Annotated in this window: 13 protein-coding genes and 1 pseudogene; 5 read left to right on the forward strand and 9 right to left on the reverse strand. The window is 60.9% G+C overall.

The genetic code is table 11. The annotated features are described in order from the left end of the window. Positions 1-37 precede the first annotated feature (37 nt). Positions 38-1,228: pseudogene (locus ACA053_RS03230) on the reverse strand (HAMP domain-containing protein); the annotation flags it as partial. 344 nt (positions 1,229-1,572) lie between these two features. Between ACA053_RS03230 and ACA053_RS03235 the strand changes: the two are divergent. Then, the gene (locus tag ACA053_RS03235; RefSeq protein ID WP_109627806.1) at positions 1,573-2,466 is read left to right on the forward strand and encodes a PA4780 family RIO1-like protein kinase; all 894 of its coding nucleotides are present in this window, start codon (positions 1,573-1,575) and stop codon (positions 2,464-2,466) included. A gap of 209 nt (positions 2,467-2,675) precedes the next feature. Here the strand turns inward: ACA053_RS03235 and cueR are convergent, their stop codons facing one another. The 3 genes from cueR to ACA053_RS03250 form a co-directional block, all read right to left on the reverse strand. Continuing rightward, entirely contained in the window at positions 2,676-3,089 is a 414-nt protein-coding gene (gene cueR, locus ACA053_RS03240) for a Cu(I)-responsive transcriptional regulator (RefSeq protein WP_497315382.1), read from the reverse strand. Beyond that, positions 3,086-5,479, reverse strand: a complete 2,394-nt coding sequence (locus ACA053_RS03245) for a heavy metal translocating P-type ATPase (RefSeq protein WP_497394534.1) — start codon at positions 5,477-5,479, stop codon at positions 3,086-3,088. The genes cueR and ACA053_RS03245 overlap by 4 nt, the downstream gene beginning before the upstream one ends. A 264-nt stretch (positions 5,480-5,743) precedes the next feature. Continuing rightward, positions 5,744-6,127, reverse strand: a complete 384-nt coding sequence (locus ACA053_RS03250) for a hypothetical protein (RefSeq protein WP_109627809.1) — start codon at positions 6,125-6,127, stop codon at positions 5,744-5,746. A gap of 147 nt (positions 6,128-6,274) precedes the next feature. Between ACA053_RS03250 and ACA053_RS03255 the strand changes: the two genes are divergently transcribed. After that, entirely contained in the window at positions 6,275-6,472 is a 198-nt protein-coding gene (locus ACA053_RS03255; protein WP_109627810.1) for a heavy-metal-associated domain-containing protein, read from the forward strand. Positions 6,473-6,797: 325 nt separating this feature from the next. After that, positions 6,798-7,994, forward strand: a complete 1,197-nt coding sequence (locus ACA053_RS03260; protein WP_497394535.1) for a multidrug effflux MFS transporter — start codon at positions 6,798-6,800, stop codon at positions 7,992-7,994. A gap of 8 nt (positions 7,995-8,002) precedes the next feature. Here ACA053_RS03260 and ACA053_RS03265 read toward each other — a convergent pair whose 3' ends face one another. The 3 genes from ACA053_RS03265 to ACA053_RS03275 all read right to left on the reverse strand — a co-directional run bounded on the left by ACA053_RS03265 (position 8,003) and on the right by ACA053_RS03275 (position 9,663). Beyond that, complete coding sequence (locus tag ACA053_RS03265) at positions 8,003-8,173, reverse strand: hypothetical protein (RefSeq protein WP_208670165.1); 171 nt, start codon at positions 8,171-8,173, stop codon at positions 8,003-8,005. 150 nt (positions 8,174-8,323) lie between these two features. Further along, positions 8,324-9,337, reverse strand: a complete 1,014-nt coding sequence (locus ACA053_RS03270) for a zinc-binding alcohol dehydrogenase family protein (RefSeq protein WP_497394536.1) — start codon at positions 9,335-9,337, stop codon at positions 8,324-8,326. A 32-nt stretch (positions 9,338-9,369) separates the two neighbouring features. Then, positions 9,370-9,663, reverse strand: a complete 294-nt coding sequence (locus ACA053_RS03275; protein ID WP_497394537.1) for a putative quinol monooxygenase — start codon at positions 9,661-9,663, stop codon at positions 9,370-9,372. A gap of 118 nt (positions 9,664-9,781) precedes the next feature. Here ACA053_RS03275 and vimR point away from each other — a divergent pair, with 118 nt between their 5' ends. Continuing rightward, positions 9,782-10,711, forward strand: a complete 930-nt coding sequence (gene vimR / locus ACA053_RS03280; protein WP_497315393.1) for a transcription regulator VimR — start codon at positions 9,782-9,784, stop codon at positions 10,709-10,711. Positions 10,712-11,028: 317 nt separating this feature from the next. Next, positions 11,029-11,763, forward strand: coding sequence for an ArsR/SmtB family transcription factor (locus tag ACA053_RS03285; RefSeq protein WP_497394538.1), 735 nt, complete (start codon positions 11,029-11,031; stop codon positions 11,761-11,763). A gap of 227 nt (positions 11,764-11,990) precedes the next feature. On the opposite strand, the gene ACA053_RS03290 is transcribed toward ACA053_RS03285, so the two are convergent. After that, positions 11,991-12,944: an adenosine deaminase gene (locus ACA053_RS03290; RefSeq protein WP_497315397.1), complete on the reverse strand. Its 954-nt coding sequence runs from the start codon at positions 12,942-12,944 to the stop codon at positions 11,991-11,993. 82 nt (positions 12,945-13,026) lie between these two features. After that, positions 13,027-13,992 carry a 2-oxoglutarate and iron-dependent oxygenase domain-containing protein gene (locus ACA053_RS03295; RefSeq protein ID WP_497394539.1) on the reverse strand — a complete coding sequence of 322 codons (966 nt, stop codon included), beginning with the start codon at positions 13,990-13,992 and terminating at the stop codon, positions 13,027-13,029. Positions 13,993-14,120 lie beyond the last annotated feature (128 nt).

The raw sequence follows: 14,120 nt of genomic DNA on the forward strand, positions 1-14,120 counted from the left end.
CGCCGCCGATGCTTTGGATCAGGTTGCGAATCGCCGTCAGAAACTGGTTGAACCAGTTGGCCAACTGCGCGGTTTCGTCGCTGCCACGGATTTCCAGGTTCTTGGTCAGGTCACCTTCACCTTGGGCGATGCCCTCCAGGCCGCTGGCCACGCTGCGGATCGGCCGCACGATGACACTGGCGAAACTGGCGCCGAGGACGGCGAAGACCACCGCCAGCACGGCGGCGATGATTGCGATCAGCCAGGTCAGTTGGGTCGCGGAGCTCATCACGTCGTTTTGCTTGATCAGGCCGATGAAGGTCCAGCCCAGTTGCTCCGACGGCCAGACGTTGGCCATGTAGCGTTCGCCGTTCAACTCGACTTCCACCAGGCCTTTGCCGGCCTTGGCCAGTTGCGCGTAACCCTCGCCCAGGCTGCTCAAAGCCTTGAAGTTATGTTCCGGTTGCTTCGGATCGACCAAAACGGTGCCGGTGTTCTCCAGCAACATCAGGTAGCCGGTTTCACCGAGCTTGATCTGTTTGACGATTTCGGTGAGTTGCTTGAGCGTCACGTCGATGCTGACCACGCCGCCATTGCTGCCCAATTTGTTGTCGATGGTGCGCACGGTGCTGACGTAAGTTGCATCGTCCTGAGCCCAGTAATAGGCCTCGGTGCGAAACGGCTTGCCCGGTTTGGCCTGGGCCGCCTTGTACCAGGGGCGTTGGCGCGGGTCGTAATTGTTCAGCTTGGCATCGTCCGGCCAGGACACATAACCGCCGGCCGCGGTGCCGAGGATGGCGTAGGCGTAGGACGGATGGCTGTTACCCAGGTCCTGCAGGAGGCTGAAGACTTTTTTGTCCATCTCGCCCTGGGGAATGCTCTCGGCGTTGGCGCTCATGTAGGTCTTGAGGCTGTCGTCGGAGTCCTTGATCAGCGGTTGCTTGGCCAGGTAATCGACGTTCTGGCTGATGCCGTCGAAGAAAAGTTGCATGGCGTTGCTGACCTGACGAATTTCGCGGCCACTGCCGTCGACGAAATCCTCCTTGGCGTCACTGCGCAAGTTCAGCACGACGAGGGTGGCGACCAGCACCACGGGCAGGCAGGCGATAATTGCAAACGCCCAGGTCAACTTCTGTTTGATGTTCATCCGCGCTCCAGATTTTTCTTGTAGGCCCACGCAGTGCAGATGACTCGCGGATTTTGGCAGCCGTAAACGTTGTTGATCAACCCGGATCCTTGAGCGCGCCATCGTTTTTTTGGTCGGAACGATTGTCGGACAAATCACTCTGTCACTGAGGACTTCGGCTGAATGAAGGGGAAATTGAGGCCGGTTGAGAAAAATCCTACGAAGGGTTTGAACTTCGGTGTCAGCTTCTGTCGTAAATGCCCTCACACCCCTTCGTCACCAAGTGGCGCAGGCTCAGCTATGATCTCGGGCGGCCAATGGCGACCGGCTATGATTGACCGATTTATCCGGCACATTGTGTGCATCTCGACGTTCATAGGTCGGCAACCCCTCCCCCGAACGAGTGGATTGCCGTATAACGAATGACTTTCGCGTGTTTGGTAATAAAGGACCCACAATAAAAGCTGATGAAGACTCCAAAACGCATTGAACCCCTGATCGAGGACGGTCTGGTCGACGAGGTGCTGCGCCCACTCATGAGTGGTAAAGAAGCAGCTGTTTATGTGGTGCGCTGCGGTAACGAGTTACGTTGCGCGAAGGTCTACAAGGAGGCGAATAAACGCAGTTTCCGTCAGGCGGCCGAATATCAGGAAGGCCGCAAGGTGCGCAACAGCCGTCAGGCGCGAGCGATGGCCAAAGGCTCGAAATTCGGCAAGAAAGAAACCGAAGACGCCTGGCAGAACGCCGAAGTGGCGGCTTTGTTCCGTTTGGCCGGTGCGGGTGTCCGGGTGCCCAAGCCGTATGACTTCCTCGAAGGCGTACTGCTGATGGAACTGGTGGCCGATGAGTACGGCGATGCCGCGCCGCGTCTGAACGACGTGGTGCTGGAGCCGGACCAGGCGCGCGAATATCACGCGTTCCTGATTTCGCAGATCGTTCTGATGTTGTGTACCGGTCTGGTGCACGGTGACCTGTCCGAGTTCAATGTGCTGTTGACCCCGACGGGCCCGGTGATCATCGACTTGCCGCAAGCGGTTGACGCGGCGGGCAACAACCACGCGTTCAGCATGCTGGAGCGGGACGTGGGCAACATGGCCTCCTACTTTGGCCGGTTTGCGCCAGAGTTGAAAAAGACCAAGTACGCCAAGGAAATGTGGGCACTGTACGAAGCTGGCACCTTGCACCCGGCCAGTATCTTGACCGGCGAGTTCGACGAGCCGGAAGAGTTGGCCGATGTTGGCGGGATCATGCGCGAGATCGAGGCGGCACGCCTGGATGAAGAGCGCAAACAAGCGGTGCGCGCGGCAGATGACGCGCCACCGGGCAAAACCGAAGAACCGCCTCCACCGTGGATGCAGTGATCGGTTAACGAAAAACCCGGCTTCGGCCGGGTTTTTTGCTTCAGCGCCCGGTTCAGGACCGAGTCGTCTGGTTCGCGGGCAAGCCTCGCTCCTACAGGTTTTGTGTCGCCCCGGATTCCATGGTCGACACAAAACCTGTAGGAGCGTGGCTTGCCCGCGATGGGGCCGTCACATTCCAAATCAATCCGCCTGACACTCCGCTTTGGCGATCAGGCGCGAACAGGTTGCGCGCAGCAGCCCGACTCCAGGTTTTTGAGAATCGGGCAGTCGGGACGATGGTCGCCCTGGCAGTGTTCGACCAGGTCCTGCAAGGTGTCGCGCAACTGACCGAGTTCGAGAATTTTCTGGTTCAGTTCATCGATATGCTGGCGGGCCAGGGCCTTTACGTCGGCACTGGCCCGCTGGCGGTCCTGCCAGAGGGTCAGCAGTTTGCCGACCTCTTCCAGTGAAAACCCCAGGTCCCGGGAGCGCTTGATGAACGCCAGCGTGTGCAGGTCGTCGTCGCCATAAACGCGGTAGCCGCTGTCGGTGCGATGGGCGGCCTTGAGCAAGCCGATGGACTCGTAATAACGAATCATCTTCGCGCTCAGGCCGCTATGCCGGGCTGCTTGGCCGATGTTCATCGATTGTCCTCCAGGTCCTTGGGTTTCCAGGTTTTCAACAGTAGCGCATTGCTCACCACGCTGACGCTCGACAACGCCATCGCCGCGCCGGCCAGCACCGGGTTGAGGAAGCCGAACGCGGCCAGCGGAATGCCGATCAGGTTATAGACGAACGCCCAGAACAGGTTTTGCCGGATCTTCGCGTAGGTCTTGCGGCTGATGTCCAGCGCGGCAGGCACCAGCCGTGGATCACCGCGCATCAGGGTGATCCCTGCAGCGTGCATGGCCACGTCGGTGCCACCACCCATGGCGATGCCGATGTCGGCGGCCGCCAGGGCCGGGGCGTCGTTGATGCCATCGCCGACCATAGCCACCACGCCGGTTTTCTTCAGTTCGGCGACCGTAGCGGCTTTGTCTGCCGGCAAGACTTCGGCGTGGACATCGGTAATGCCCAGCGCTTCGGCAACCACCTTGGCGCTGCCACGGTTATCGCCGGTCAGCAGGTGGCTGCTGATGTGGCGTGCGCTGAGCTGTTGCACCGCCTGCAACGCACCGGGTTTGAGCGTGTCACCGAACGCGAACAGGCCCAGTACGGTTGGCTTGGGGCTTTGTTCGATCAGCCAGGAGAGGGTGCGGCCTTCGGTTTCCCAAGCGGTTGCGGAGTCACCCAGTTTCCCTGCGCTCAAACCGCTTTCTTCCAACAGCCTGCGATTACCCAAGGCCAAACGACGACCGTCGAGGGTGCCGGCGATGCCCCGACCGGTCAGCGATTGGCTGTCGCTGACATCGGCCACGGTCAAGCCGCGTTCGGTGCATGCGTCCAGAACGGCCTTGGCCAGCGGGTGTTCACTGCCGCGCTGCAGGGCGCCGGCCATTTGCAGCAGGGCGGCTTCATCACCGTTGATGGCACTCAGATGAGCGATGCGCGGGGTACCCGAGGTCAGCGTGCCGGTCTTGTCGAACACCACGGCGCTGACTTCATGAGCACGTTCCAGTGCTTCGGCGTCCTTGATCAGAATCCCGTAGCGTGCGGCGACGCCGGTGCCGGCCATGATCGCGGTCGGCGTGGCCAACCCGAGTGCGCAAGGGCAGGCGATGACCAGCACGGCGACGGCGTTGATCAACGCGGTTTCCATCGGCGCGCCGTACAACCACCAGCCGATCAACGTCGCCAGCGCGATCAACAGAACGGTCGGCACAAACACCTGGCTGACTTTATCCACCAGCTTCTGGATCGGCGCCTTCGCGGCCTGTGCGTCTTCGACCAGGCGGATGATCCGCGCCAGCACCGTTTCTGCGCCCAAGGCCAAGGTGCGAACCAACAGCCGACCTTCGCCATTGATCGCGCCGCCGGTCACTTTGTCACCGGGTTGCTTGGGCACTGGCAGGCTTTCGCCGCTGATCAGCGCTTCGTCGGCGTGGCTCTGGCCTTCGACCACTTCACCGTCCACCGGGAAGCGTTCGCCGGGCTTGACCATGACCAGGTCATTGAGGCGCAAGGCGCTGATGGCGACGTCCTGCTCGCGGCCGTCGATCACCTGAATGGCGCGCTCCGGGCGCAAGGCTTCGAGGGCGCGGATGGCGCTGGCGGTCTGGCGTTTGGCGCGGCTTTCGAGGTATTTGCCCAGCAACACCAAGGCGATCACCACCGCCGAGGCTTCGAAATACAAGTGCGGCATGCTCCCGGCCGCGGTGGCCCATTCATAAAGACTCAAGCCATAGCCGGCGCTGGTGCCCAGAGCGACCAGCAAATCCATGTTGCCGGCCCCGGCGCGCACGGCTTTCCAGGCGGCGACATAAAAACGTGCGCCAAAAATGAACTGCACCGGCGTGGCCAACGCGAATTGCACCCAGGCCGGAAGCATCCAGTGCACGCCAAACGGTTGCAGCAGCATCGGCAACACCAGCGGCAAGGAGAGAGCGATCGCCATGATCAGCGCCCAACGCTCGCGGTGCAGACGCTGCTGTTGCTGATCGGTTTGCGGGTGTTCGACTTCCCAGACGCTGGCGCCGTAACCGGCCTTGGTCACCGCGGCGATCAGGGTTTGCGGATCGATGTGTCCGAGCAGTTCGAGGTGGGCACGTTCGTTGGCGAGGTTGACGCTGACGCTTTTCACCCCAGGCACTTTGGCCAGCGCCCGTTCGACACGGCCGACGCAGGAGGCGCAGGTCATGCCGTCGATGCTCAATTCCAGACTTTGCTGCGGCACGCTGTAACCGGCCTGCTGCACTGCATCCATCAACGCCGGCAGGCTGTCGCTGGGCGCCTGGACCCGGGCCTGCTCGGTGGCGAGGTTGACGCTGACGGCAGAGGCGCCGATGACTTTGCTCAAGGCACGCTCGACACGCCCGGCGCAACTGGCGCAGGTCATGCCGGCAATCGGCAGATCGAACGTAATGGATTCGGACATCGGTCGCGCTCCCTGTAGAAGATGCCTACAGGATCAACCTTGCCATGCGGGCAAGGTCAAGCGCCAGTCTACAAATCGCCGCAGACCCAATGTGGGGGCGGGCTTTTGTGGTGAGGGGATTTATCCCCGTTGGGTGGCGAAGCCGCCCAAAAACCTGCGACCTCGCCGTATCAGTTACACCGAGTGCACTGGTTTACGACTGCTTCGCAGTCGAACGGGGATAAATCCCCTCACCACAAAAGCTCGCTCCCGCAGGGATTGGCGTCAGTAGTCGAGAGCGGTGGATTTCAGGTACATCCCTTCCTGCGTCATCGCAATCCGGTACTTCAGCACATCCCCGGCCTTGAGCGTGATGTTCTGCGAGCCCGGGGCGAGCATGCCCGGGTTGCAACCCGGTGCCTGGCCCGGCAACAGTTTGAGGCGCAGGGACACATTGCCCGGCGGCAGGTTGAACGAGGTGCTTTGCTCCTGGAACAGCCGCGCCGACAGTTGGTCCTGGATGTACACGCCGATCTCGCAGGAGGTCGCGACTTCCAGGCGCTCGCGGGAAATGATCAGTACGCCATAGTCCTCCCCGGCGGCTTGAACCGAAGGTGTCGCGGCAAATAGGCTGAGGAAGCCAAACAGGCTGAGAGCTGACCAGCGCATGGCTGAATCTCCTGAAGTCGAGTCATTGATGCACGCAGCTTGGCCGAGCGCGCCGCCGATTGCCAGCCCGGCAGATTTCTGCAGAACTTGACCTTGCCATGGTGGCAAGCTCGAGACTGATCGCAACCTCATCAAAGGAGCCACACCATGCAAGTGTTCAACGTTCAAGGCATGTCCTGCGGTCACTGCGTCAAAGCCATTACCCAGGCGCTGCAAGCCAAGGATCCTGCGGCCAGCGTGCGGATCGATCTGGCGACAAAAGAAGTCGGTGTTGAAAGCGCGCTGACGACCGAGCAAGTGATTGCTGCGATCACCGAAGAAGGCTACGACGCCAAACTCGCCTGAATGATGGATGCAGTTCCCTGTGGGAGCGGGTTTTTGTGGTGAGGGGATTTATCCCCGTTCGACTGCGAAGCAGTCGTAAAACCAGTGCACTCGGTGTAACTGATGCTCCGAGGTTGCAAGTATTGCGGGTGGCTTCGCCACCCAACGGGGATAAATCCCCTCACCACAAAAGCTTTCTCCCACACAGGTTCTCTCCACACTGGGTTGCTCCCAGAGGTTTTGTATCTCCAGTGATATTTAATAGTTAGCGAGCTATCGGAATGTTCAAGGCGTCCATGCGCGGCTAGACTGTCGGGCTGCCGACTTACGCCCAACTGGATGCCTGATGAACTTCCGTACCATTTTGATTCTTGGCGCCCTCAGCGCTTTCGGTCCTTTGGCGATCGATTTCTACCTGCCGGCGTTCCCGGCGATGGCACTCGCGTTCGGCACTGACGAAAAACACGTGCAGCTGACACTCGCCGCGTATTTCCTGGGCCTGTCCCTCGGTCAACTGGCGTACGGCCCGGTGGCGGATCGCTTCGGGCGGCGGATTCCGTTGTTGACGGGCGTCGGGTTGTTCACCGCCGCCTCCCTGGCCTGCGCGTTTGCGCCGAACCTGGAATGGCTGATCGGTGCGCGATTCATTCAGGCCCTCGGTGGTTGCGCCGGGATGGTGATCGCCCGTGCGGTGGTCAGTGACAAATGCGATGCGGTGGGTTCGGCGAAAGTCTTTTCGCAACTGATGCTGGTCATGGGCCTGGCACCGATTCTCGCGCCCATGCTGGGTGGACTGCTGGTCAACACCACGGGCTGGCAGTCGATCTTCCTGGTGCTGACCGGGTTCAGTGCCCTGGCGGGGCTGGCTGTGGCGATCGGCTTGCCGGAAAGTCTGCCGGCCCACGTGCCGCGTCAACCGTTGTCGGGGGCGTTGCGTCAGTACGGTCGGCTGTTGGCGGATCCGGTTTACCTCGGCCACGCCTTGACCGGCGGTATCGCCATTGCCGGGATGTTTGCCTACATCGCCGGTTCACCGTTCGTCTTCATCAAACTCTACGGCGTACCCGCCGAGCATTTCGGCTGGCTGTTCGGGACCAACGCGGCGGGGTTCATTCTGGTGGCGCAGGTCAACGCGCGACTGCTGGCCAAGCGTGGCCCGGCGTTCCTGCTGGTACGTACCGTGTGGATCTACCTGGGTGCCGGCCTGACGCTGCTCGCCGTCAGTACGTTGCACACCGAACAGTTATGGCCGCTGCTGATTCCGTTGTTCATCTGCATCGCCAGCCTCGGTTGCATCCTGCCCAACGCCTCGGCCTGCGCCATGAACGGGCAGGGCGCCCGCGCCGGCAGTGCGTCGGCGATGCTCGGTTGCCTGCAATTCAGTGTTGCCGCCGCAGCGGCAGCGTTGGTCGGTGTGTTACACGATGGCAGCGCCGTGCCGATGGCAATAGTCATCAGCCTGTGCGGGATTCTGGTGGTGAGCGCGGCGATGCTCACCCGGCGTCTGCAAAATGCCCGGGCATTGGCGCAAGCCCAGGTCTGAGGACGGACTCAGCCAGCGGCGCGCTGCTGGCGGTCGGGAATTTGATGAGGCGCGAGCAATCGCGCTTCAAGGGTTCTGGTGAAGGCGAGTGCTTCAGCTTCGCTGCGGAACGTTACCGCATGTTGGTCCAGACGGACCTGCCACTGGGATTTAGCCACTTCTTTTATCAGGATCTTCATTGCTGAACTCTCCTCTCTTAAAAGATGTTACGTAAAAGAATGCATCGCAGAGGTTTCGATTGTAGACCCGAATACGATCGCAATTGTGACAAGGATCAACTCTCAGACTGACGGTGTCGTCCAGAGGGACGACACCTGTTTCAGCTTGTTTCAGAACCCTTCGAGCACAATCTTGCCCTTGGACTTACCGCTCTCCAGCAGCTCGTGGGCACGACGCAGGTTGGCCGCGTTGATGGTCCCGAAGTGCTCGCCGACCGTGGTCTTCAACGTCCCGGCGTCGATCAGCCCGGCCACGCGGTTGAGCAGTTTGTGCTGCTCGATCATGTCCGCCGTTTCGAACAGCGAGCGGGTGTACATGAACTCCCAGTGCAGCGACAGGCTCTTGCGCTTGAGCTTGGTCACGTCCAGCGCTTTGGGATCATCGATCAACGCCAGTTTGCCTTGCGGGGCCAACGCCTCGACCAGTTGATCCAGGTGATGATCGGTCTGGGTCAGGCTGGCGACGTGGGTCACCTGGTTCACACCGGCGCGTTTGAGTTCTTCGCTCAACGGCTGGCTGTGATCGATCACCAGATCGGCGCCCAACTCGCGCACCCAGCTCTGGGTTTGCGGGCGGGAAGCAGTGCCGATGACGTTAAGCCCGGTGAGCTGGCTGGCCAGTTGCGTGAGGATCGACCCCACACCGCCCGCCGCGCCGACGATCAGCAGGCTCTGGCCTTCATCGGTTTTACCTTCGCGCACTTGCAGGCGTTCGAAGAGCAATTCCCAGGCCGTGATGGCGGTCAGCGGCAGCGCGGCGGCTTCGGCGAAACCGAGGGTTTTCGGCATATGGCCGACGATGCGTTCGTCCACCACGTGCAATTCGCTATTGCCCCCCGCTCGGGCGATGGAGCCGGCGTAAAACACCTTGTCGCCCGCCTTGAACAGCGTGACTTCGCTGCCGACGGCCTTGACCACACCGGCCACATCCCAACCCAGCACTTTCGCCGCGCCACCTTCGGGCTGGACGTTCTGGCGGACCTTGGTGTCGACCGGGTTCACCGAGATAGCTTTGACTTCCACCAGCAGGTCGCGCGGACCGGCCACCGGTTCTGGCAGTTCGATGTCTTGCAGGGAATTGGCGTCGCTGATCGGTAAAGAGGCGTAGTAGGCGATGGCTTTCATGTAGGGCTCCTGAACAGTAATCGAAGAAGGGATCAAGCCACGGTGCGCAGGCGCTTGAGTTCGAAGTGTTCGAGAAAGTCGCCGGCCTTGGCGCGGAAGTTCTGGACATGGGCGCTGGCGTCATGGGCTTGCAGGGCTTCGTCGCTGCTCCAGTGCTCGATCATGTAGAAAGCCAGCGGATTGGCCAGGTCCTGGTGCAGGTCGTATTGGCCGCAACCGGCCTCGGCGCGGGTCGGTTCCACCAGCGCACGCAGGTGCTGTTCGAGGTTGTCTTGCTGGCCGGGTTTGGCAATGAGGGTGGCAATGGCGGTGAAAGGCTGGGACATGGGTGACTCCGCAAATGGGGTGATTTCGATGGGACAGATGATTGGCTATTTCTCAACAAGATAAAACCCGCTAAAAGAGCAGTCTCTTTCAATATTTTTTTGATAATCGGGGCTGGAAATGCTGCGTTTCGATGACTTGCAGTTGTTTGTCCGGGCTGCCGACCTCGGGAGTTTGTCGGCCGCAGCTCGGGTGATGGACATGTCGGCGGCGGTGGCCAGTGCGGCATTGAAGCGCATCGAACAGCAACTCGGCGCGCGTTTGCTGGCGCGTTCCACCCGCAGTTTGCGCCTGACCGCCGAAGGTGAGGGCTTCCTGGAATATGCCCGGGCCGCCCTGAGCAACCTCGATGAAGGCCGTCGTTTGTTGGCCAGCGGTCAGGACCAGGTCAGCGGGATTTTGCAGTTGTCGGCGCCGTCGGACTTTGGCCGCAACCTGTTGCTGCCATGGCTCGACGAGTTCCAGCGCGAACACCCCAAACTGACCGTGCGCCTTTTGCTGGGCGACCGCATCGCCGACCTGTTCCGCCAACCGGTGGACATTGCCCTGCGTTATGGGGAGCCGGAAGACTCAAGCCTGGTGGCACTGCCCATCGCTCCGCAAAACCGCCGTGTGCTCTGCGCCGCACCGAGTTATCTGGCCAGGCATGGCGAGCCGCGGCATCTGGAGCAACTGGCGCAGCACAATTGCCTGTTGTTCATGCTCGGCAGCCGGGTCCATGACCACTGGAGTTTCCACGACGGCAAACGCGAAGTCGGCCTGACCGTCAGCGGTGATCGCTTCAGTGACGATGCCGATGTCGTACGGCTGTGGGCAGTGGCAGGGGCGGGGATTGCTTACAAGTCCTGGCTCGATGTCGCCGCCGATGTACTCGCCGGCCGATTGAAAGTGCTGATGCCGGAGCTGCTGTGTGAGCGCGCACCGCTGAATTTGCTGTGCGCCCATCGCGCACAATTGAGTAAGCCGGTGAACCTTTTGCGGGAAATGCTTGCCAGCCGATGCGCTCATTTGGGCAGCCAATTTCCGACGATATCGGGCATGGATCATTAGTCGCAGGCAAATAGCGAAATTTCTGTCAGGAAGTATCACCACCCACGCTTTCCCAAGGGCAGGAACCGGCGGTTAACCCGCTTATACTAGCGCCCGCCTCATGTGCGCACCGTCGATCTTGCGATGGCGAGTCCGCGTTCCAGTCGGCCCGGCCACTCGGCCAGGCACCCGACCTTCGCAATACCTGCGAAGCAAAGGCACAGGTGTGTGGGTGGCTTTGCCCGGCTTATGGCGGTTTCCGCGTCTTGGCCGACGACACATTACTGGTCAAGATGTCTCTGAGCAGCAGACGAAACGATTCAACAGGGAGTGAATACATGGAACATGCACCTTGCATCAGCCAGATCGCCACGTTGCTGGCTGACCCCAAGCGCAGCGCAATGATGTGGGCCTTGATGGACGGCTCGGCGCGGCAGACCGAAGAGCTGGCTCTATTGGCCGGCCTGTCACCGTCTTCGGCCAGTGCACACCTGGGACGTTTGTCCGCCGGAGGTCTGTTGAAAGTCGAGATCCGTGGGCGCAAACGCTTTTTCCGCCTGGCCGCGCCTGAAGTCGGCGCGGCAATCGAAGCACTGGCCAGCGCGACGCTGGCCAGTGCCCCGCAGCCAATCCCGGACGTTTTCAAACGCACCAGCCCCATCGCCAAACCTCAGGCGGCCCCATCGTCGTTGTTGCGGGCCCGACTGTGTGATGACCATTTGGGAGGCACCCTGGCGGCCGATCTTTACCAGCGGTTGCTAGATGCCGGCTGGATCGAGCAGTTCGAGCAGCGGGTCATGATCACCCACAAGGGTTCGACGCAACTGGCCTCGCGGGGCGTGTATATCCAGGCCCTGGCCCATCGCAACAGCAAAGTCGCCTGCGCGTGTCCCGACTGGAGCGAAAGACGCCCGCACATGGGCGGGTCTTTGGGCGCTGCGTTGTTGCAGCTGTTCATGCAATCCGGCTGGCTTAGCCTGCCCAACGATTCGCGAGCCTTGCAGATCACGGCCGCGGGGCAACGGGAAATTCATCGTTTCGCCAAGGAAACCGAGCTGGAAATGGCGCTTTAGCGCTGTTTGACGGACCGAACCGGTAGCGGGCTGAATACAGAACCTGCGGGAGCGGGCCCTTTGTGGCGAGGGGATTTATCCCCGTTCGGCTGCGAAGCAGTCGCAAAACCAGAGCATGCGGTGTATCTGATACTCCGATATTGCAGGTTTGGGGCCGCTGCGCGACCCAGCGGGGATAAATCCCCTCACCACAAGGCCCGCTCCCACAAAGGGTTATGCAGTGTTGCTTACGGTTTTACCAACCGCGCATCCAGGCTGTTCTGCGCCAAACGCTTGGCCTGATCCTGAGTCATGCCCAGATCGGTATAGAGCGCATGGAAGTTCTCGGTCACATACCCGCCAAAGTACGCCGGGTCATCCGAGTTCACGGTCACTTTCACACCACGCTCAAGCATGTCGAGGATGTTGTGCTGGGACATGTGATCGAACACGCAGAGCTTGGTGTTGGACAACGGGCACACGGTCAGCGGGATCTGCTCGTCGATGATCCGCTGCATCAAGCGCTCGTCTTCGATGGCGCGTACGCCATGGTCGATGCGCTGGATTTTCAGCAGGTCGAGGGCTTCCCAGATGTACTCGGGGGGGCCTTCTTCACCGGCGTGGGCGACGGTCAGGAAGCCTTCGTGACGGGCACGATCAAACACGCGCTGGAACTTGCTCGGCGGGTGGCCCATCTCCGAACTGTCCAGGCCGACGGCCACAAACGCCTCGCGGAACGGCAGCGCCTGGTCGAGGGTTTTCTGGGCTTCGTCTTCGCTCAAGTGACGCAGGAAGCTCAGGATCAAGCCGCTGGTGATGCCCAGTTGCTGCTCGCCATCCTTGAGCGCCGCCGCGATACCGTTGAGGACCACCTCGAACGGGATGCCGCGATCGGTGTGGGTCTGCGGGTCGAAGAACGGTTCGGTGTGAATCACGTTCTGCGCCTTGCAACGCAACAGGTAGGCCCAGGTCAGGTCGTAGAAATCCTGCGAGGTGCGCAACACGTCGGCGCCCTGGTAATACAGGTCGAGAAACTCTTGCAGGTTGTTGAAGGCGTACGCCTTGCGCAGGGTGTCGACATCGCTCCACGGCAGGGCGATCTTGTTGCGTTCGGCCAGGGCGAACAGCAACTCAGGCTCCAGCGAACCCTCCAGGTGCAAGTGCAGTTCTGCCTTGGGCAGGGCGTTCAGCCAGTCGTACATAGTCTTTTCTCATCAGGTGCAGATGGCGAGCATTCTACAGATGCCCGTGGAAACAATTAGCAAAACCTGACCAGGCGGTTCATCACACGGCGGCCTGTTCCCTTCGATAGGCGTAAGTGTCGGCGAATCGCGAGAGCAGGAATTCGGCGCAGGTGGTGGCCGGGTACTTCGCCGGGTGCGATGCGTCCTGGCAACCGGGCAGGCATTCAATCGGCGTGTCCGGGTGCGGTTCGGCGAAGAACGGCATCGAGTAACGATCGACGCCCAGCGGGCTGATCACCCGGTGCGGCGTCGACAGGTAACGGTCATTGCTCCAGCGCGCCATCATGTCGCCGAGGTTGACCACGAAGGTTCCTTCTATCGGCGGCGCGTCGATCCATTCGCCTTTGACGTTGCGCACTTGCAGGCCACCGGCGGCGTCCTGGTACAGCAGGGTGATGCAGCCGTAGTCGGTGTGGGCGCCGGCGCCTTGCTGCTTTTCGGAGCTGGCGGTGTGGCGCGGCGGGTAGTGGATCATCCGCAGGACGCTAACTGGCTCATTGAAGCGTTTGTCGAAAAAATCGTGCTCAATGTTCAACGCCATGGTCATGGCACGCAGCAGGGTTTGAGCCAAGGCCTGCATGTCGACGTAGTGTTGTTCCATCAGCGCTTCCCATCCCGGGATTGCTGGATGACGGTTGGGGCCGCGCAACGGTTTTTCCGCCAGCACCTCAGGATGGTCGGCCGGCAGGTGCAGGCCCATGTCGAAGGTTTCTTTCAGGTCGCTGGGTTTGCTCGGGTCGAGTTGCTCGGTGGCGATGGCGCCGTAGCCGCGGTGATGGCGGGTCTGGGTGATGTCGATCTTGAGCTTTTCGGCGGTGGGCAGGGTGAAGAAACGTTGGGCGTGCTCGAGCACGGCGTTGATGCGCGATGCGGAGATTGGGTGACCCTTGATGTAGAAAAAGCCCCATTCGCGGCAGGCTTGGTCGATCTCTCCGGCAACGGATTTCCAAGTGTGCTGGTCTTCGCTGTAAAGCGGGGTGATGTCGATGATGGGAAGGCTGTTCATGCGCAGTCCTTAAAAACGCTGAAGATCCATTGTGGGAGCGAGCCTGCTCGCGATGAGGCCGGAACATTCAGCATCTATGTTGAATGTCAGTACGCTATCGCGAGCAGGCTCGCACCCACAGGGTTTTA

This window comes from Pseudomonas sp. LBUM1672 (assembly GCF_059695655.1).